Here is a 20,956-nt window from a genome sequence, read left to right as displayed (position 1 = left end):
GGCGGGGCCCCGGGAAAATTCCGGGGCCCCGCTTCCTTTTTAGACCGAGGGAACTGTGATTCCATAGCCAACCGCCAAATCCAGTATCCGGGCTGACAAAATGGCAACCACCCGACACGGCGGTGTGCCAAAACGTGTTGCACCGGCGCCCGCGCCCGAAAAAGCGGCAGAAAATGGCGGTAGTGAGCCCTGGCACGGTGGTTGCATAGTTAGGGTCGACAGTTTTGTCGACGGAAAATTTACAAAAGCAATCGTATGAGCAAGATTATTGGAATTGACTTAGGTACGACCAACTCATGCGTGGCAGTAATGGAGGGCAACGAGCCCACCGTGATCTACAACGACGAGGGACGCAATACCACCCCCTCGATCGTGGCGTTCCTGGATGCCGGAGAGCGTAAGATCGGTGAGCCGGCCAAGCGCCAGGCCATTACGAACCCCACGCGGACGGTCGCATCCATCAAGCGGTACATGGGCCAGCGCTTCGACGAAGTGAAAAACGAAGTAGACCGCAGTGCCTACAAGGTAGTGAAGGGCGACAACGGCCTGGCCCAGGTAGAGATCGACGGACGTAAGTATACGCCCCAGGAGATCAGCGCCATGGTCCTTCAAAAAATGAAAAAGATCGCTGAGGATTTCCTCGGACAGGAAGTGACCGAAGCCGTTGTGACGGTGCCGGCCTACTTCAACGATTCCCAGCGGCAGGCCACCAAGGAGGCCGGTGAGATTGCCGGTCTGAACGTGCGCCGGATCATCAACGAGCCTACTGCGGCTGCCTTGGCTTACGGCCTGGACAAGCGGAGCAAGGATATGACCATCGCCGTCTATGACCTCGGTGGCGGTACTTTCGACATCTCCATCCTGGACCTGGGTGAAGGCGTATTTGAAGTAAAATCCACGAACGGCGACACCCACCTGGGTGGTGACGACTTCGACCGCGTACTGATCGACTTCCTGGCCGATGAGTTCAAGAAGCAGGAGAACATGGACCTGAAGAAGGACCCCATGGCCCTGCAGCGCCTGAAGGAAGCCGCCGAGAAGGCCAAGATTGAGCTTTCGAGCTCCATGGAGACGGAAGTCAACCTGCCCTACATCACCGCCGTGGACGGCGTGCCCAAGCACCTGGTGGTGAAAATCAGCCGCGCCAAGTTCGAGCAACTGGCCGACGAGCTGGTGCAGCGCACCCTGAAGCCCTGTGAGAAGGCCATGAATGACGCCGGCATCAGCAAGAGCGAGATCGACGAGGTCATTCTGGTCGGTGGTTCCACCCGGATCCCCGCCATCCAGGAAGCCGTGGAGAAGTTCTTCGGCAAGAAGGCCAACAAGAGCGTGAACCCCGACGAAGTGGTAGCCATCGGTGCCGCCATCCAGGGTGGTGTACTGAGCGGCGACGTTCAGGACGTACTCCTGCTCGACGTTACGCCGCTGAGCCTTGGTATCGAGACCATGGGCGGTGTATTCGACACCGTGATCGAATCCAACAGCACGATCCCCGTCAAGAAGTCCAAGGTATACTCCACCGCCAGCGACAACCAGCCTTCGGTAGAGATTCACGTACTGCAGGGTGCCCGCCAGATGGCCAAGGACAACCGCCCCATCGGCCGGTTCGTACTCGGCGATATTCCCCCCGCCCCCCGCGGCGTTCCCCAGATCGAAGTGACCTTCGACATGGACGCCAACGGTATCCTGAGCGTAACGGCCAAGGACAAGGGCACCGGGAAAGAGCAGTCGATCAAGATCGAAGCCGGTACCGGACTCAACAAGGAAGATATCGAGCGTATGAAGGCCGAAGCCGCCGCCAACGAGGAAGCCGACATGGCCGCTCGTGAGCGCGTGGAGAAGCTGAACGGCGCCGACCAACTCGTCTTCCAGACCGAAAAGCAGCTCAAGGAATTCGGAGAAAAGATTCCCGCAGAAAAGAAGACGGCCATCGAAAAAAGCCTGAACGACCTGCGCGAGGCCCACAAGGCTGAGGACATCGCCAAGATCGACTCCGCCACCGAAGCACTCACCGCCGCGTGGAACGCCGCCAGCCAGGATATGTACCAGGCCCAACAGGGAGCCGGCGCTACCGCCGACACCGGAAACGGTACCGCGGACGGTACCGCAGGAGGTGCCGGCAATGCCGGGAAAGGAGGTGCCGACGACGTCCAAGACGTAGAATTCGAAGAAGTGGAAGGCAAGTAACCCTGCTTCTCAATCCGAAACCAAGCCCGCCGGTCAACTGACCGGCGGGCTTTTTTTTGGCCCATTCGGTTGTGCTCTGACCTATTGGGGCAAAATAAATGAAGGCTATACCATCTATAAGCCGACCATTTGCCCGGTGTCCGTTACATTAGCCCTACAACTCAATCGATTGCATGGATATTGACCACGACCTGAGCCTGGAAGGAATGGGTGAGCGGATGGAAAACTTCTGGGACCATTCGGGCCAAAAGATTCTCGCCATCAAGGAAAACTACGACGAGCGGCAGGGCACGCCGGTCTTCACCGCGGCCGGCAAATACACCACCCGGGGCTGGACCGAGTGGACGCAGGGCTTCCAGTACGGTTCGGCCATTCTGCAGTTTGACGCGACGGGCGATGAGCAGTTTTTGGATTACGGTCGCAGGGGCACCGTAGAACGCATGGCCAGCCACGTTAGCCACTTCGGCGTGCACGACCATGGGTTCAATAACGTGAGTACGTACGGTAACCTCCTCCGGCTGATGCGGCAGGGAATACTGCCGGCCGGCGATTGGGAAAAACACTTTTATGAAATGGCCCTCAAACTGAGCGGGGCCGTGCAAGCGCGGAGGTGGACACCCATTCAGGAGGGTGGGGGTTTCCTCTATTCCTTTAATGGCCCGCACTCCCTGTTCGTCGATACTATACGCACGGTGCGCGCGCTTGTGGTGGGTCACGAACTGGGGCACTCCCTGCTAGGTGATAACGACGTGGAGGTCAGCCTGCTCGACCGGGCCGTCCATCACGGTCTGGCTACGGCCCAATACGCCGTCTACTACGGTGAGGGACGCGACAGCTATGACGTATGGGGCAGAACCGCCCACGAAAGCATCTTCAATACGAACGACGGCCGCTACCGCTGTCCGAACGCCCAGCAGGGCTTTTCCGGTTTTACGACCTGGACGCGCGGTCTGGCGTGGGCCATGCTTGGGTTCTCCGAGGAACTGGAGTACCTGGCGAGCGTGGATGATAATAGGCTGGAAGCCTTTGGCGGATTCGCGGAAGTTGAGGCGATCTACCTGCAAGCCGCCCGAGCTACCTGCGACTTCTACATCCAACATACGGCACAGGACGGAATCCCTTACTGGGACACTGGTGCGCCGGAACTCCACCGCCTCGGCGATTATACCCAGCGGCGGGCAGATCCCTATAACGCCTACGAGCCGGTGGACAGTTCCGCGGCGGCCATAGGCTGTCAGGGGCTCCTCCGGTTGGGTCGCTATCTCCGGGAGCGCGACCCGGCCGCCGGGGAGCGGTATTTCCAGGCAGGACTTACAGTGCTCAATACCTTGCTGGATGAGCCCTACCTGAGCACCGATCCTAACCATCAGGGCTTACTGCTCCATTCCATTTATCACCGTCCTAACGGCTGGGACTACGTGCCGCAGGGCGCGAGCATCCCCTACGGAGAATCAAGCATGTGGGGAGACTATCACCTGCGCGAAGCCGTGCTCTACGCCGGAAAATTACGCGCCGGAGAAGACTACCATTTTTACGATTGTGTAAGCTAAGCCGACCCGATGCCCGAAGACCTGTCCCGACTCTGTATCCACACCATCACGACCAAGCCGTGGCCGCTGGAGGTCGCCGTAGACAAGTACGCAGCCGCGGGGGTGGGAGGGATTAGCATTTGGGACGACGCCGCCACGGACATCGGCATCCCGCGGACCCGGCAAATCCTCGATGGCTCGCCGTTGCAGGTGGTGAGCTACGTACGCGGGGGGTTCTTCCCCAACCACAACCGCGAAGCCCGACAACACTCCCTGGACAACAACCGCCGCCTCATCGACGACGCCGCCGAAATTGGTGCGCCCCTGCTCGTGCTCGTCTGTGGTGCCGAGCCCCGACAATCGCTGGAAGAAAGCCGCCGGCAGATCCAGGCGGGCATCGAGGCGCTGATCGACCACTCGGCGGGCTGCGGCGTAAAACTCGCCATTGAACCCCTCCACCCCATGTACGCCGACACCCGATCGGCGATCAATACCCTCGGGCAGGCGAACCAGATGGCCGAAGCCATCGATCACGTGCAGGTAGGTATTGCCGTAGATGTCTATCACTTGTGGTGGGACGACCGACTGGAACACGAGATCCAGCGCTGCGGCGCCAACGATAACCTTTACGCCTTTCACATCTGCGATTGGAAGGTCCCCACGCAGGACATGCTCCTCGACCGCGGTCTCATGGGCGAGGGATGCATTGACGTTCCCCTGATCCGGTCGTGGGTAGAGGCGGGCGGTTTCCGCGGGTTCCATGAGGTGGAAATCTTTTCCAATACTTACTGGTCCATGGACCAGGATGAATTCCTGAAACGGATCATCACTGCCTACCGCAATTTCAGCTGAACGTAACAACCTTTTAAAACGAGCAACCGTGAATCAATCCTCACCCGTTCTTCCCAAAAGTCCCGTCGACAGTAACCGACGCACCATCGGCATCATTATGAACGGCGTCACCGGACGGATGGGCACTAACCAGCACCTGCTACGGTCCATCGTCGCGATCCGGGAACAGGGGGGCGTGCCACTCGCCGAGGGGGGCGTAATTTTTCCCGAACCCGTGCTGGTCGGCCGCAATGCCGAGAAACTGCGTGCACTCTGCGCACGCACCGGGATCGAGCGGATGTCGACCGATCTTGACGAAGTCTTGCAGGACGACTTCTACGAGATCTACTTCGATGCGCAGATCACGGGCCGGCGGCACGCGGCGGTGAAAAAGGCCATTGCCGCCGGCAAACACGTTTACTGCGAAAAACCCACCGGCACTACCACCGAGGAAGCCTTGGACCTGTACCGGCTGGCCCGTGCCGCGGGTGTAAAGCACGGCGTGGTACAGGACAAACTCTGGCTTCCGGGACTGCTGAAACTGAAGCGCCTGATGGAGGCCGACTTCTTTGGGGAAATCCTCAGCGTACGGGGTGATTTCGGGTACTGGGTTTTCGAGGGCACCTCCATCCCCGCCCAACGGCCCAGCTGGAACTACCGCAAGGAAGACGACGGTGGGATAATGGTCGATATGCTGTGTCACTGGCGATACGTGCTGGACAATCTCTTCGGCAAAGTGCAAAGCGTCTTCTGCCTCGGTGCTACCCACATCGGTGAGCGAGTAGACGAAAAGGGAAAACCCTACCGCGCCACCGCCGATGATGCCGCCTACGCCATCTTTGAACTGGAGGGTGGGGTAGTGGCCCAGTTCAATTCCAGCTGGGTGACGCGCGTACGCCGCGATGACCTGCTGACCATCCAGGTTGACGGATCGCGCGGTTCGGCCGTGGCCGGCCTCCGTGAATGTCACGTACAGCACTACGGTAACACGCCCAAGCCGGTGTGGAATCCGGACGTTCCCCAGCCAATAGATTTCTACGCGGATTGGTCGCGAGTACCGGAACAGGAAACCTACCAAAACGCATTCAAGGTGCAGTGGGAACTTTTCCTGCGCCACGTGGTCGAAGACCTTCCATTCCCCAATGACCTGCTCGAAGGCGCCAAGGGCGTTCAGCTCGCCGAACTGGGACTGAAAAGCTGGGAAGAACGCTGCATGCTGAAAGTAGAACCACTCAAGGCATGACGGGCGGGGAAAGTAAACGCACCGCATTCGTGACCGGGGGCAGCCGCGGTATCGGACTCGGCATCGCGCGGGAATTGGTGAAGCTGGGCTACGCCGTGGCCATCAACGGGGTGCGGCCCGCCGCGGACGTAATTGACGTCCTCGCCGGTCTCCGCGAACACTCAACCGCCGATGTCCACTACGTGCAGGGCAATATCGGTGCCGTCGGCGATCGGGAAAGAATCGTGGAGGAGGTGTACGGTCACTTCGGTGCCCTGGATGTCCTGGTAAACAACGCCGGCGTAGCCCCGCGCGAGCGCAGTGATTTGCTGGAAATGAGCGAAGAAAGTTACGACCGGGTGCTCGACATCAACTTGAAAGGCCCATTTTTTCTCACTCAGGCTATCGCCCGGCGGATGGTCGAACGGCAAGGTACCGAATCAACCGCCGAACCGTGCATCATCAACGTCGGCTCCGTGTCGGCGACGGTGGCAAGTGAGAACCGGGGGCAGTATTGCATTTCGAAGGCGGGAATAGGGATGATGACACAGTTGTTTGCCACGCGATTGGGCCGGGAGGGTATCCCGGTTTACGAACTGCGACCGGGCATCATCCGGACGGACATGACGCAAGGGGTGACCGAGAAGTACGACAAGATGATCGCGGAGGGCCTGACCGTCCAGCCGCGCTGGGGCAGCCCGGAAGACGTCGGGCGTGCCGTAGGTGCCCTGGTACGTGGCGATTTTCCGTATTCAACCGGACAGGTGATCATGATCGACGGCGGTCTCACGGTATCCAGACTATGAACGAAAACGAAGCAAACCACCCCCTGAGCCCCCGAAAACGCACGCTGTATTGGCGTCTCTGCTGCGGCCTGGCCACGCTGCTCATGGTACTGTCGTTCACCCCGGTATTCCTACCGCCCCGCACCATCGATCCTACTTTATTCGGAATGCCCTACACCCTTTGGGCCGGAATTCTGCTCTGTGTCGTTATGGTGGGCTTGACCTACGTGGCTACGCTGGTGCATCCCGGCCGCGACGAAGATCTCATCGACCGACAGTCTCAACAGCGGTAGTCATGCTCCAGGCCCTCCTCATCGTCGGAACGGTATACGTGGTGTTGCTCATCGGCGTGTCCCTGTGGCAGCGGCGGGGCCCGGTCGACAGTAAGGGCTACCTTTTGGCGGGCGGTAGTCTGGGCAGCATCCTGGGGCTCTTCACCTTTGCCGCCACCCTCTTCAGCACCTTTACTTTGCTGGGGATGCCCGACTTTTTCCGGATCCACGGGGTAGGGGCCTGGACCTTTCTGGCTGTAAGCGACATGGCGCTGATCTTCGGAGTGATCTGGATCGGCTACTACTTTCGCCGGGTGGCCTTGCGGGAAGGCTACTGGGGAATGGCGGGTTTTCTCAACCGCCGCTACGGCAACCGCTTGGCCGGGGGCGTGGCTTTTTTTGGCGTATTCGTTTTTCTCATTCCCTACGTGGCCATCCAGATCAAGGGGGTATCCGACTTTGTGGCGCAGGCCTTTCCCGATCTGATGCCCATTTGGGGGTGGTCCGTGATCCTGGTAGCAGTAATGGTGCTGTACAGTGAATTGGGTGGCCTGAAAGCAATTGTATACAACGATGCCATTCAGGGACTGGTACTGCTGGTGGTGATCTGGATCGTAGGACTCAGTTGTCTGCAGGAGGTCGGTGGTCTGGAAGCCGGCTACGCCGAACTGCGCGCAAGCCAACCGGAACTGCTCACCGTTCCGGGACCCCGGGGCCTGTTCACTCCGCAATTCCTGATTGGATCCGCCGTGGCCATCCTGATGATCCCCTTTACCCAGCCGCAGGTGAGTATTCGCCTGGCGATCATGAAAGACGACCGGTCGATGTATCGCATGGCGGTAGGCGTCGGCACCTTTGCGATCCTCGTCATTTTACCGACGGTCTTTATCGGACTCTACGGGGCGCTGCGCTATCCCGATCTCAGTGCCTTTGAATTCCTGGGGCAAGCGCTGATCCGTGATCAACCGGCCACCCTGGCGGCTTTCGTGCTGATTGGATTGCTGGCGGCGGCCATTTCAACGGCCGACTCGCAAATTTTCGCCCTGGGTACCGAGCTGCGGTCCATCCTGACCATCGACGACGACGCGCGCCTGCTGCGCATCACGAAGATTGGCATCGGTGTTTTCGCCCTCCTGGCCCTGGCCTTCAGTATCGTGAGCAGCGACCAGCTTGCTTTGCTGGCGCGGACCAGCTTTGCCGGCACCTCCCTGCTCGCGCCGCTCATTTTTACTGCCATTTTCACCCGTCGGGGCACCGGCGGGCGGTTCCTGCCGCTGATCACCCTGGTCGCCATCCTGCTGTTCGTGGGTTCCCTGCTGGGATTGGTTCCGGAAAATATAGGACCGCTGCGCCTGGATCTGCTGCTGCTCATCGCGCTGGCGCTCTGTGCCCTACTGTTGGCCCTGGTGGCACCTGGGAACCTGAAGGAGTAAACCGCGTCAGGTAAAACGACGAATGCTCACTTCCGCCGGCAGCTCCTCCCCGTTTTCCAGGTGGCCGAGAAGCCATTTGCTCATGAGGGGGGCCAGCGACGCACCCTTGGTTCCCAATCCGTTGAAAATAATGAGGGCAGGTTGATCGGGGTGGGCGCCCAGCATCGGGCGGCGATCCCGCACGGTGGGGCGCACCGCGGCCTGGTGGTCGACCACCGCAAAGGGCACGGTCAGTACTTCGCGCAAGCGCTCCTCCAGGTAGCTGCGGTTGGCTGCCGTAGGGCGATCGTCCGGGAAGCGGTTGCTGCTGGTGGCACCTACCCAGTAGGTTCCGTCTGGCTGGGGTACCAGAAACACACGGTGCTTGAACAGCCGATCGAGTGGGGGCTCCTCAGTCCGGACGATCAGGACTTCCCCTTTGGTGCCGCCGTGGGGCAGGTCGCCGAACCAGGGGTTGTAGCGGGCCCGCCAGCCTTCGCAGAAAATTACCTGATCGTAACTCCTGCCGCCCCATTCGGGCCGGCTTCGCCCATCAAACAGGAGTTCATCGTAATCGAAAGCCGCATCGAAGTAAGCCCCTTCTGATCGCTTCCGCGACCGAAAAGCTTCCACCAGGGTACAGATGTCTACGCGGGCGCTGTGACCCACTCCGCCATAGGCGTGCGCCGGGCGCGTCAGTTGGGGAATCCGGCCCAATTGGGGACGGTCGATGAGGTAACCGGCATAGGCGGGGTCCCCACCCCGGGCAAGCCAGTCGTTTTCGTCGCCGCGGTTGAAGAGCGTACGCACTAGGGGCAGATCGTACCAGAGGGGCCGGTCGAGGTACGATTCCAGTTCGCGGTAGAATTGGCGCGCTTCCGGCAGCAGGTCATCGATCCGCCAGCTCTTTACGAATCTTCGGCCCGTAATGGGATTCACGATGCCGGCCGCCACCGCGCTGGCGGCCGTCTGTTCCGGCGCATCCACGTAGGTGACGGCGTGCCCGGCGCGTTCCAGGCGATAACCGATGAGGGTGCCGGCCAGTCCCTGACCGACGATGAGGTAGTCGATGGCAATGCGTTTGGGTAAACGAAGAACCCCCCGCCGGCAAAGCCGGCGGGGGGTTCTGGTAAAGGTATCCCAGGGCAGGGATATTAGAAGCCCAACTTGATGGTAAAGTCGGCCGTGGTAGTGCTGTTGCCGTTCACGGAAATACCCGTCAGGTCGAGGTTGGTGAGGGTGGAAAGTTCAAAGGTGCCTTTCATCTCGACTTCACCGTCGTTGTCGGTGTCCTCGTAGGAAGCGGCGACCAGCTCGTACTGTCCTTCGTTCAGGAAGGCCAGGGTGTACTCCATGTTGCTGTTGACGCTGGTGCTGCTGACGGCGTTCAGGAAGAGCTCGTCGTCGTTGTCGCCCTGGGCCTCGCTGCTGGAGTAGCTGCCCTTGGTGTAGGCGTAGACGATGATCTCACCTTCCTGGTTGCTTTCGTCCTTAACGGTACCGGTGATGGTGCCGCTGCGGTCCTTGGTTACGAAACGCAGGGAATTTTCCAGCCGGTTTTCGGCGGCGAAGCGGTAGGGCTTGGATTCGTCGTCGGTGCGAACGAGGGCCTTGCGCAGGTCAAAGTCGACCACGGCGGCAACCGAACCGCTCTCGGTCAGGGTGAAGTCGGAGTTCTGCACCGTGAGTACGCCGTCGTTGGCGACTTCCAGGGCGATCTTCTCGTTGTTCTGGTTCAGGACGTAGCAGCCGGGACCACCGTTGACGGCATTGGCACCGTCTTCCAGTACGATCTCGAGTTTGGAGTAGGAATCGGCGGCCAGTTGACCGTCGTACAGGGTTTCCGTATTGCCGTTGGTAAGGGCAGAGATCTCAACTGTGGTAGTGTTGAAGCCTTCCACCGACTGTCCGTCGACGCGCACGTCGGAGACCGTCACGAATACGGCCTTTACTTCGGCGTCATCGATGGGCGCGTCGGTCATTTCCACGGAGAAATCACCGTTGCCACTACCGGACATGGCAGGGGTCTCATCTTCGGTACAACTGAAGGCAAAAAAGAAAACGGTAAGGGCCACCAGCAAGCGGGTGGAAATAAGAGAGAATTTCATAAGGTAATGTTTTAGTCAACCGCACCGGCCAGAGAGGCCACGGGCGGTGAAATGAAACGGGGTAATGGGTTAGGTCAATCTGCTATATAAAATAGAAGTTGGCGGTAGATATACGTTTTGGCTCCGCGGGGCGGATTCATCTACGGTTGTGCCGGGCCCACGAGTCGTGCAAAATCGGGGAGCGGCGGGTTGGTTTGTCCCCCTACTAACGGACCGGTCCGTCCCGTAGTATATCGGCCCGAACTTTGTAAATCGCGTTTGGGCCGCCGACTGTGCCCTACCTTCGCCGGCCTAAATACAGCCACCATGCATACCATAACCCTTCAGAAAGGTCGCGAAGGCGCCCTGCACCGTTACAGCCCCTGGGTGTTTTCCGGTGCCATTGCCCGGCAGGACGAAGGGTTAGCGGAGGGCGACCTGGTCGTCGTAAGGGATGCCGCGGAAAATCCATTGGGCGTGGGCCATTACCAGGCCGGCAGTATCCGGGTTCGTATGCTGCACTTTGGAGCCACCGAATACCCTGAAGACCTTATCGACCGCAAATTGGCCTCCGCCGTGACCCTCCGCACCCGCCTGGGCCTGGCCGCCGATCCGCTCACGAATGCTTATCGCCTGATCCACGCGGCCGGCGACGGGCTTCCCGGACTGGTCGTGGATCGATACGGCTCGGTGGCGGTGGTGCAGTGCCACAGCATCGGCATGCACCGGCAGCGCGATCGGATTGCCGCCGCACTGCTGGCTACCGAAGGCATCACTTCCGTATACGACAAGAGCGCCGCGGTACTGCCCGAGCGATACGGCCGTGAGGTAAAGGACGGCACCCTGGCCGGCGAAGCCGTCGAACGCCTGGTAGTGGTTGAAAACGGCCGCCGCTTCGTGGTCGACATTGCCGAAGGTCAGAAAACGGGTTTCTTCCTCGACCAACGCGACAACCGCTGGCTGCTCGGAAGCTACGCCCAGGACCAGCGGGTGCTCAATACTTTCTGCTACACGGGGGGCTTCTCCGTCTATGCCCTCTTGGGCGGCGCCGCGCGGGTGGAAAGCGTGGACCTGAGTGCCAAAGCCACTGGTTTGACCACCGAAAACGTGGTCCAGAACGGCGACTTTACCGACCGACACGCCGTGCATACGGCCGATGTACTCGATTTCCTGAAGGACGTGGAGCCCGGATCTTTCGACATCGTGGTGGTGGACCCACCGGCTTACGCCAAGAACAAGCACCGCCGCCACAAGGCCGTCCAGGCCTACAAGCGGCTCAACGCCAAAGCCATGAACGCCCTCCGCCCCGGCGGTCTGCTCTTCACCTTCAGCTGCAGCCGGGTGGTGGACCGCCAGCTCTTCCAGGACACCATCGTGGCCGCCGGCCTGGAGACCGGTCGGGGTGCCCGCGTGCTGCACCGCTTGGCTCAGGGCGCCGACCACCCGGTCAGCCTGTATCATCCCGAGGGCGAGTACCTTAAGGGATTGGTGGTGCAGGTGGATTAAGCGGCTTAATCCCGAGGTCATTGGGGGTCGGTGGTGGAGCATCGCCGCGAGTTGTGTCGCGCCATCGGCAAGCTGTGTTTGGAAGTGAGCCTAAAGCGAACACCAATTTTGCCCAGCCGTTACGCTAATCTATACGACTGGATTAATACTACCCCAATTGGCTGCAAGCATCGGTAAACAACTAGGACGTTTCATTTTCTGGCTGGTAGTTTCGATCCTCGGACTCCTGGTACTCATTTTTCTCCTGATCCAGCTCCCTTTCGTCCAGAGCCGCATCACCCAGGAGGTAGAAAAAATAGCCCGATCCACCCTCGGCTCCGACGTGGGTATCGGCGACCTCTCCCTGCAGTTTCCCAATCGCCTCGAGGTGGAAGACGTCTACGTCAATAACCCGGACGGTGATACCATTGCCCGCCTCGGCTACCTGGGAGTCGGGATGGATATGTGGGGGCTTATCCGGTCCACCGTCGACATCAACGAAATCACCATCAACGATGTGTACGCCAACGTCGTGACCACGGACTCAACCAGCAACATTCAGTTCCTGCTCGATGCCTTTCTGCCCCAGGTGGATACCCTGGCGATGGAGAACAGTCCGCAAGCCGATTCAGTAGCCAATACTTCCGGCGGCTGGCTGATCGACCTCGATGGGGCCAGTCTGCTGCTCACCAACGCAGACATTTACTACCAAGATGACCCGATGGGAATCCGGGCCGACGTCACCGCCCGCCGCCTGGCCGGGGAGATCGACGCGGCGGATTTGAATACGATGGATTTTGGTCTGGATTACCTGGAACTGGAGGGTGCCGATGCCGCCGTGGCTATCGGAGAAAGCAGCGTGCCGGTAGATACTACCGCCACCGAGACGGCGCCGTTCGGCTTACGGGCCGGCCGCGTCACCCTATCTGAGAGCAACTTCGACCTGTCTATGGACAGTCTCGAGATCACCACCGCGCTGCCGTACGTCAACCTTGAAGGAGCCGACATGACCGTAGGCGACTCCATTGCCTTTCAGGGGGAATTATTTCAGGTCCGGAATTTCGGATTTACCATGGACACGCCGCTTCCGGCCCTGGAGGGCCCGGGCCTGGACTACAACCATTTGGCCCTTACGGACGTCGAGGCCGAAGCCACCGATATCAGCTATTTGGTGGATTCCCTGCACCTGCGTCTGCGCCAACTGCAAGCCAAGGAAAGGAGCGGACTGGAGGTACAACGCACCGAGGGAACGATCGAATACTCGCCGACCTACCTCGGCCTAACGGACTTCCTGCTGCGGACCAACCACAGTGAATTACGCAGCGGGAATACCGCTATCAATTACGACTTCGCCGCCGCGAACCTCGAGGAACTGGTGGCACGCGCCCGGCTGGAAGGCTACCTGGGCATGCGCGACATTGCGCTGCTGGTACCGGAACTAGCCAACGAGCGGGTAATCGCCGGCAATATGGCGCAAAACATCACCTTTAGCGTCCAGGCTACGGGCACCGCCGCAAATATGGAAATCGGGCGCATTGAACTCGACGGACCCGGCGTGAAAGTGCGCGCCAGCGGACGGGCCACTAATATCCTCGACCCTCAACAAGCTGGTGGCACGCTCGTACTCCGGGAATTCAGTCTCGTGCCGGGGCCCCTGCTGCCCTTGTTGCCCCGCGGCACCCTGCCCCCCGATATCGACTGGCCCCAACGGATCGTCGCCGAAGGTCGGGCCAGCTACGCTAACGAACGCCTTGAGCTGGACCTTTACGCCCTGGAGAATCGGGTATTCGGCAATGGACTGAACAGCCGCGTTCGGACCAGCGGTGTGATCAACGGCGTGACGACCTATCCCCGCACCCGCCTCGATGTGCGACTCGACACCCTGCTGGCGACCCGTGCTACCATCCTGGCCTACGTTCCTCCGGGAACCCTTCCCGAAGATTACACGCTGCCCAACTACGTGCGGGGGAGCGGGTCGGTACGCGGACCGATCGAAAACCTGGACGTCAACCTCCGGCTCAACCTGCCGGGCGACAGTACCTACGCCCGCATCAACGGAAACATCCGCAACGCCACCGACCCCGACAACCTTTCGCTTGATCTGGAAGTAAGTGATTTGGGCATCAACATCGCCGATATACGCTCCATCCTGCCCGACAGTATGATACCGGCTAACCTGAATCTGCCGAGTCTGCGGGTTCAGAACGCCCGCATATCCGGTTCACTTACCGATCTGACCTTCAACGTGCCGCTGCAGACCTCCAACGGCAACTGGAACCTGGAGGGGCGCTACAGTCCGGAGGACCTCAACGTCAGGGCCGATTTGACCAACGTGAGCGTACCCGATCTATTTACGGGGCCCCTACGCGATACACTGCTCAACCTTGGCCTGGGCCCCCTCGACATCCGGGCGGAAGTGACCGGACAGCTGGAACCGGCCATGGACCTGGCCATCGACGCATTCGTGGCGGAAACGGATGGCGACAGCCTGCTCGACCTTACCGCGCTGGTGACCGATAATCGGTATTCGGCGGAATTTGACCTTATGCACCCCGACTTTAAGGCAGATGGAAGCGCACGTTACATTATCAATGCCGATAGCACGGTGTTTGCCGAAGCCCTGGTTAGCGTAGACCGAATCGAATTGCAGCAGTGGCAACTGACCCAGGTTCCGCTGGCGGTCTCCGGAAACATCGTGGCCCGTACCGAGGGCATCGACCCCTACGACCTGGATGCCATCGTCCGCCTGGACGATGTCGTCCTGCGCGGAGAAGACGGTAGCAGCTACGTGGACAGTCTGCTGCTCACCGCCGCGATGCACGACTGGGACAACCAGATCTATATCCGTTCCGACGTGATGGACGGAGAAGTGCTCGGCTACTTCGACCCGCTCAAGACCCCCCAGGAAATGGTGCAGTTTATCGTGGCCTACTGGGATGAAAGTCTGCGCCAACCAAACCCGGTGGAGCACGGTAACCGGGTAGACGTGGCCTTCAATCTCAAACGGCCCCAGGTACTCACCAGTGGTCTGGTACCGGGCCTAACCCAGCTTTCACCGCTCAACTTTTCGCTCCTGTACCGCGACGCGGCCCCGGAGTTGCTCATCAACCTGGACGTGCCCGAGATCGTATACGCCGGACTCGAAGCCCGCAGCCTGACCTTCAAGACGGTGGGGGATACCGCCGCCCTGAATTTCAACGCCGACTGGGAAGACATCAACGTGAACGGTAATCTGGAGCTGGGGCGGACCGTGATCAGCGGGGAAACGGTGGACAACCGCCTGCTGGTCGAGCTCAAGCTTTACACCGAGGAGGACAGCCTGCGGCATTACCTGGGCACCTACATCGACCAGGCCGGGGATACGCTGATGGTGAGTCTAGAAGAGGAACAGATCCTGAACTTCGATACATGGACGGTCCCGGCGGATAATCAGATTCTGCTGTACGACACGAGTCTGATAGTCCGGGACGTCGCCCTGCGTCGCGGGAACCAGTCGATGCGGGCCGAAACCGTAGAGCCGAACGACGTGGTGATCACCTTTAACGACTTCAACCTGCGCACGCCCAGCCGGTTGATCTTTTCCGAAGAAGAGACGGCCGCCGGTACCCTGAATGGAACCGTGGGGCTGGACAATGCCCTCACCAACCTGGGCATCCGTACCGACCTGACGATCGACAGCCTGGCCTGGAGCGGAACCCTGCTTGGCGACGTAACGGCCCAGGTGACCACTGACAACGAACAGGTGTACTCGATGGATATCGGACTGACCGACGCGGGCAACGACGTAGAGGTGACGGGAACGTACGCGCTCAATGGACCCATGGACCTGATGGTGGACGTGAACGCCCTCCAACTCAAGAGTGCCGAGCCATTCAGCCTGGGCTACCTGCAGGACACGGAGGGTTTTCTGGAAGGGCAAATTGCCCTTGCCGGTACCATCCTGGATCCCCGCATGGACGGCCGGCTGTCGTTCAACGAGGCCAGCCTCATCATCAGCTTGCTGGGCGAACGCTTTCGCCTGGGCGAGAACCCCATTGTCTTCGAGGATCAGCGCATCACTTTCTCCAATGGTCTGAGCATCTACGATACCCAGGGCAACGAGGCGGAGTTGAGCGGGAACATTACGATTAACGCCCTTGACGACATCCGGCTTAATATGCTGGTTACGGCCGAGGATTTCACGGCCATCAACTCCACCGAGGACGATAACCCCGACTACTACGGATTCATGTCGGTCGACGCGCGGGTGGACATCAGCGGTACGGCCACGCTGCCGGTCATTGAGGTAGACGCCACCACGAACGAGGGATCGGACATCACCTACATCTACACCGTTGCCAGTCAGGGACTGGTAGACGTGGAAGGCATCGTTGAATTCGAGGAAGAATACCAGTGGGCGGATATCCTGCGGCGCGATACGATGATTCAGTCCGACAGCCTGACCAGTTCCCGCACCGGACTGGATCTAACGCTGAACCTGGAGGTGCAACCCAATCTTCGCGTGACGGTAGTAGTCGACCCGGTAACCGGGCAAACGTTCACCGGTCGGGCCGAGGGCAACCTCACCCTCAAAATCAATCCCGACGGCAGCCAAGAGGCGACCGGCCGGGTGGAACTGGTGCAGGGCACCTACGACTTCGTGTACCAAGTCATCAATAAGGAATTTACCATCGTACCGGGCAGTAACGTCGTATTCAACGGGGAAATCGAAAACCCGATACTGGACCTCACGATCCGCCACCAGGTCTCGACATCACCGCTACCGCTGGTGGAGGCAATGAGCGGGTCAACCGGCGATGCGGCCAGCCTGCGCCGTAAGCAGACCTTTTACGTAATCATCGGCCTGAACGGCGACCTGCAGTCCAGCAACCTGACCACCAACGTCGTATACCCCGAAGACGCCTACGGCAACCTCGGTTTGAGCTCCGTGAACGACGCCCTGTCGACGCTGCGGCAGGACGATAGTCGGTTGACCACTACGGCATTCCAACTGCTGGCATTCGGCGGGTTTAACATTCCGTTGATCGACCAGGGTGGGGGAGACGGCACCAGTCTGGCCAACACTACCCTGAATAGTGCCCTGGGTGGCTACCTCAATAACCTGGCCGACCAGTACGTCGGATTTGTTGACCTCGATTTCGGGCTGGACAGCTACCAGGATACGGACGGTACCACCAATACCAACCTGCGGGTGAGTCTGCGCAAGACGCTCTTCGACGATCGCGTGGTCATCAGCGTGGACGGCGTGGCGGGCAACGATTCCGACGAGCTCGCCGGTACTTCCCAGACCTACCTCGACAATATCACCGCGGAATACCTCATCGATGCCGATGGTACCTTCCGACTCAAGTTTTTCAACGACCGCGACCGCGACGTGCTCATCGGGGGCAACGTGTTGCGCTACGGAGGCCGGCTGACCTTCAGCAAGGAATTTGACCGGCTGTTCTGGAGCCCGAAAAAAACGAATCCATAATGGGGCGACTACTACTGATTCTGACCGCCATCACTACCATGGGGTGTAATGTCACCCGCTTCCTGCCGCCCGGTGAATACCTGTACCGCGGAGCTTCGGTCTCCGTCGAGGCCCCCGACAGCGTGGACGTGGCCCAACTTGAAACCGAACTGACGGCCGTACTCGACCAGAATACCAACCAGAAGATACCCCTGATCGGCTACCGCAACATCTGGCGCTACTACAAATTCGAGGAGAAGAAAGCGAAGAAGCCGGAGAAGTATGCCGACGACCCCGACGAAACGAAAGGGGAAGAACCCATTTTTTTCCGGGAGACGGTGGCGGAAGGCTTGACCAACCTGCTGGAAAACCGAGCGGCCAACAACGGCTACTTTGAGCACGAGGCGAGCTACACGGTCGACACCAGTGAGCAGGACCGGGAAGTAAGCGTGGACTACACCATCACGGTCAACAGCCCCTATTCTCTCGACACCGTGCGGCACTTCTGGAGCGATTCCAGCGTGGCGCGCATCCTGGACAGCGTGCAGCAGGAAAGCCTGCTTTCCCCCGGCGACCAATACGATCTTGACGCTATTAAGGCGGAGCGGCAAAGGTGGCAGCAGATTCTCAAGCAGCAGGGCTACTTCTACGCCAATGCCAACGATTTTCTGTTTCTGGCGGATACCGTGCAGGGCGACCGGGAGGTAAAGATGCTGGCCAAAATAAAGACGGATGTACCCGTCGAACACCTCAAACCTCAGCGGATAGTGGATATTCACGTCTACCCCAACGTGAACGTGACCGATACCCTCAGCCGGGCCGCCATGCCAGTTTACGAAGTAGGAGGCCTGACCATCCACTGCGCCGAATGTCCCCTGCGCCCGAAGATCCTGGACGAGGGCTTCGCGGTGGAAAGCGGACTGCTCTATGACCCCGACCGGCACCGGAAAACGCTGCGGAGACTGGCCAGCTACAACACCTTTCGCTACATCAGCCTCGACTACGAGGAAGTGCCCGGATCCGATTCCACGCTAGTCCTGAACGCTTACATGGAGCCCTTGCCTCGCCGCCGCATCGAAGGGGAAGTGGGCCTGACCTATAACAGTGCCCGTTACGTCGGCCCCAACGTTCGCCTTGCCTATACGAACCGCAACCTCCTGCGGGGCGCGGAGCTCTTCAAGCTGGAAGGGGACTTCAGCTACGTAGTATTCCTCGGTAATACCGAAGACATCCGCGTGCCCCGTTCGGGTATCTACGGTCTTACGGCCACCCTGAACGTGCCGCGGCTCTGGTTGCCGAAACGGCGCAAGATCATTCCCCGTGTCCTGACTAGCGGGACCGTCATCTCATTGGGGGCCAAGATGGAGCGGCTGCAGCTCACCCTGGCCAAGTTCTCGCAGGAAATCGCGGACCTCAACCTGGATGATCTCGAGCAAATCGTGGAGGGTGACCCCAGCGCCTCGGAAACGGTGAGTCTGCTGCAGATCAAAGCTCAATATGGCTATACCTGGCAGCGCAGGATCAAAAAGACCCACGCTTTCAACCCCCTCAGCGTCCGCCTGCAGGACCCCGTTGTCAGCAACGAAGGGGTGCTGCGCCTGGCCAATAACCTGGGGCTTAACGACGCCTCCAATAGTGCTACGGCCGCCAGCCGGTTTGACCGGATGATCGTTTACTCCCCGAACTACACGCTCACCTACGATACCCGACTGGACGGGGAAGACCGGCACAACTTCTTCTGGCGGCAGTACCTCTCGATGAACCTCAACAATATCTTTCCCCTCGGCGAGGACCTGATGCGCAGTGAACGTATTCAAAGCCTTTACCCTCAGCTGGAAAGCGATCTTCGGTATTACCACAACCTCAACCGCAACTCCACGCTGGCGATGCGGCTGCACGGAGGCGTCGCTTATCCCATCTCCGATCGGGCCATCGTCCCTTACTTCGATCTGTACACCATTGGCGGACCGAACAGCTTGCGGGGATTTGCGCCGCGGCAGCTCGGACCGGGTCGAACCGCCCCGAAAAACAACAACCTGCTCACCCTGGGCGGTTACGGAAACCTGTTGCTGGAGACAAGCGTGGAATTCCGACAAAAGGTTACCCCCCTCATCGAACTGGCCGCCTTCGTTGACGCGGGCAATATTTGGACCTACAAGACGGAAGCCGAGCCCTTGGATACGGATTTCCGCCGGGAAGCATTCCTCAACGAACTGGCCATGAACTACGGTATCGGTTTCCGCTTCGACCTCACGTTTTTAATCTTCCGCCTGGATCTGGCCAAACCGTTCCAGATCCCATATGAGGAAACGGTCGCTAATTTTCAGATTCCCCAGGAGTTCGTAGGCGATCCGGTGGACCGGAGTCTGCGCCTGGTGGTGGCCTTTGGATATCCATTCTGATTTCCCTGGCGACAACAGATAAGTTCGCGATGGACTATATAGTAAAATAACCATCGCCTAACAAGACTTACAACCGAACCATTGCTAGTCCCTTGTGCTATATTAGCAAACGAGGCACATGAGAGCATTAACCTATCACGGGCAGGGCGACGTCCGCGTCGATACCCACCCCGACCCCCGCATTGAGCAACCTACCGACGCGATCATTCGCGTAACCTCAACCGCCATTTGCGGATCCGACCTGCACCTTTACGACGGATTCATCGCCATGATGAAGGCCGGTGACATCATCGGCCACGAGCCCATGGGCATTGTCGAAGAGGTTGGTGCAGCGGTGAAAAACATCAAGAAAGGTGATCGGGTAGTCGTGTCGTTCACGATCTCCTGCGGCCACTGCTGGTTCTGCGAAAAGGAGCTCTATTCGATGTGCGACAATTCCAATCCGAAGCCCGAGAATGCTATCAAGGCCATGGGTCACTCCCCGGCCGGGGTCTATGGATATTCTCACCTACTGGGGGGCATACCCGGCGGGCAGGCCGAATACCTCCGCGTACCCTATGCCGACCTCGGAACGATCAAGATCGAAAGCGATCTGCCGGATGAAAAGGTGTTGTTTCTGTCGGACATCTTCCCCACGGGCTACATGGCCGCGGAGCACGCCCAGATCGACAAGGGTGATACCGTAGCCATCTGGGGCTGCGGTCCAGTAGGTCTGTTCACCATGAAAAGTGCCTGGATGATGGGTGCCGGCCGGGTGATCGCCATCGATCAGGTGCCGGAGCGACTGCAAATGGCCCGCGAACACTGCCAGGTAGAGACGATCGACTTCTCGGAAGTGGATGACGTGGTCGGACTTCTCAACGAAATGACGGGCGGCCGCGGCCCGGATCGTTGTATCGATGCCGTCGGTGCCGAATCCCACGCCTCGAATATGGTGAGTGCCGCCGCCGACAGCCTGAAGCAGACCGCCCATCTGCAATCGGATCGTCCTTACGTCCTGCAGCAAGCCATCATGGCCTGCCGCAAGGGGGGTACGCTGTCCATACCCGGCGTGTACGGATCAATGGCCACCATACCCATGGGACCGGCTATGAACAAGGGACTGACTTTCAAGATGGGGCAAACCCACGTACAGCGCTACATGCAACCTCTGCTCAACAAGATCCAGAAGGGGGAGATCGACCCCAGCTTCCTGATCACCCATACCGAGCCACTGGAGAACGCCCCGGCGATGTACCAGAAGTTCCGCGATAAGGAGGACGGATGCATCAAGGTGGTGCTGAAGCCCTGAT

The 20,956-nt window shown here is 59.5% G+C and carries 13 protein-coding genes; 11 read left to right on the top strand and 2 right to left on the bottom strand.

The window, feature by feature from the left end:
* The first annotated feature begins 255 nt into the window (after nucleotides 1–255).
* The 7 genes from dnaK to E4021_RS03685 all read left to right on the top strand — a co-directional run bounded on the left by dnaK (nucleotide 256) and on the right by E4021_RS03685 (nucleotide 8,259).
* Nucleotides 256–2,187 (top strand): molecular chaperone DnaK, encoded by a 1,932-nt coding sequence (gene dnaK / locus E4021_RS03715; RefSeq protein WP_136456557.1) that lies wholly within the window; start codon nucleotides 256–258, stop codon nucleotides 2,185–2,187.
* A 173-nt stretch (nucleotides 2,188–2,360) separates the two neighbouring features.
* Nucleotides 2,361–3,737, top strand: coding sequence for a glycosyl hydrolase (locus E4021_RS03710; protein WP_136456556.1), 1,377 nt, complete (start codon nucleotides 2,361–2,363; stop codon nucleotides 3,735–3,737).
* Between the two features lie 9 nt (nucleotides 3,738–3,746).
* Nucleotides 3,747–4,568 (top strand): sugar phosphate isomerase/epimerase family protein, encoded by an 822-nt coding sequence (locus E4021_RS03705; protein WP_136456555.1) that lies wholly within the window; start codon nucleotides 3,747–3,749, stop codon nucleotides 4,566–4,568.
* Nucleotides 4,569–4,665: 97 nt separating this feature from the next.
* Nucleotides 4,666–5,790 (top strand): Gfo/Idh/MocA family protein, encoded by a 1,125-nt coding sequence (locus E4021_RS03700; RefSeq protein WP_136457253.1) that lies wholly within the window; start codon nucleotides 4,666–4,668, stop codon nucleotides 5,788–5,790.
* Nucleotides 5,787–6,575, top strand: a complete 789-nt coding sequence (locus E4021_RS03695) for a 3-ketoacyl-ACP reductase (protein ID WP_136456554.1) — start codon at nucleotides 5,787–5,789, stop codon at nucleotides 6,573–6,575. Before E4021_RS03700 ends, E4021_RS03695 begins: the two co-directional genes overlap by 4 nt.
* Entirely contained in the window at nucleotides 6,572–6,847 is a 276-nt protein-coding gene (locus E4021_RS03690; RefSeq protein WP_136456553.1) for a hypothetical protein, read from the top strand. Before E4021_RS03695 ends, E4021_RS03690 begins: the two co-directional genes overlap by 4 nt.
* A gap of 2 nt (nucleotides 6,848–6,849) precedes the next feature.
* Nucleotides 6,850–8,259 carry a sodium:solute symporter family protein gene (locus tag E4021_RS03685; RefSeq protein WP_136456552.1) on the top strand — a complete coding sequence of 470 codons (1,410 nt, stop codon included), beginning with the start codon at nucleotides 6,850–6,852 and terminating at the stop codon, nucleotides 8,257–8,259.
* A gap of 6 nt (nucleotides 8,260–8,265) precedes the next feature.
* On the opposite strand, the gene E4021_RS03680 is transcribed toward E4021_RS03685, so the two are convergent.
* Both E4021_RS03680 and E4021_RS03675 read right to left on the bottom strand, forming a co-directional pair.
* The gene (locus E4021_RS03680) at nucleotides 8,266–9,297 is read right to left on the bottom strand and encodes an NAD(P)/FAD-dependent oxidoreductase (protein WP_262712768.1); all 1,032 of its coding nucleotides are present in this window, start codon (nucleotides 9,295–9,297) and stop codon (nucleotides 8,266–8,268) included.
* A 95-nt stretch (nucleotides 9,298–9,392) separates the two neighbouring features.
* Nucleotides 9,393–10,346, bottom strand: coding sequence for a DUF4382 domain-containing protein (locus E4021_RS03675; RefSeq protein ID WP_136456550.1), 954 nt, complete (start codon nucleotides 10,344–10,346; stop codon nucleotides 9,393–9,395).
* Between the two features lie 306 nt (nucleotides 10,347–10,652).
* On the opposite strand from E4021_RS03675, the gene E4021_RS03670 reads away from it, so the two are divergent.
* The 4 genes from E4021_RS03670 (at nucleotide 10,653) to E4021_RS03655 (ending at nucleotide 20,955) form a co-directional block, all read left to right on the top strand.
* Nucleotides 10,653–11,831, top strand: coding sequence for a class I SAM-dependent rRNA methyltransferase (locus tag E4021_RS03670; protein WP_136456549.1), 1,179 nt, complete (start codon nucleotides 10,653–10,655; stop codon nucleotides 11,829–11,831).
* 157 nt (nucleotides 11,832–11,988) lie between these two features.
* Complete coding sequence (locus E4021_RS03665) at nucleotides 11,989–17,283, top strand: translocation/assembly module TamB domain-containing protein (protein ID WP_136456548.1); 5,295 nt, start codon at nucleotides 11,989–11,991, stop codon at nucleotides 17,281–17,283.
* Nucleotides 17,283–19,664 (top strand): BamA/TamA family outer membrane protein, encoded by a 2,382-nt coding sequence (locus tag E4021_RS03660; RefSeq protein ID WP_136456547.1) that lies wholly within the window; start codon nucleotides 17,283–17,285, stop codon nucleotides 19,662–19,664. The genes E4021_RS03665 and E4021_RS03660 overlap by 1 nt, the downstream gene beginning before the upstream one ends.
* A gap of 118 nt (nucleotides 19,665–19,782) precedes the next feature.
* Nucleotides 19,783–20,955 (top strand): zinc-dependent alcohol dehydrogenase, encoded by a 1,173-nt coding sequence (locus E4021_RS03655; RefSeq protein ID WP_136456546.1) that lies wholly within the window; start codon nucleotides 19,783–19,785, stop codon nucleotides 20,953–20,955.
* Nucleotide 20,956: the final 1 nt, after the last annotated feature.

The organism is Neolewinella litorea (genome assembly GCF_004803465.1).
Classification (GTDB): Bacteria; Bacteroidota; Bacteroidia; order Chitinophagales; family Saprospiraceae; genus Neolewinella; species Neolewinella litorea.
Note: the sequence above shows the minus strand (reverse complement) of the source record. Positions and strands in the feature narration are given on the sequence as shown.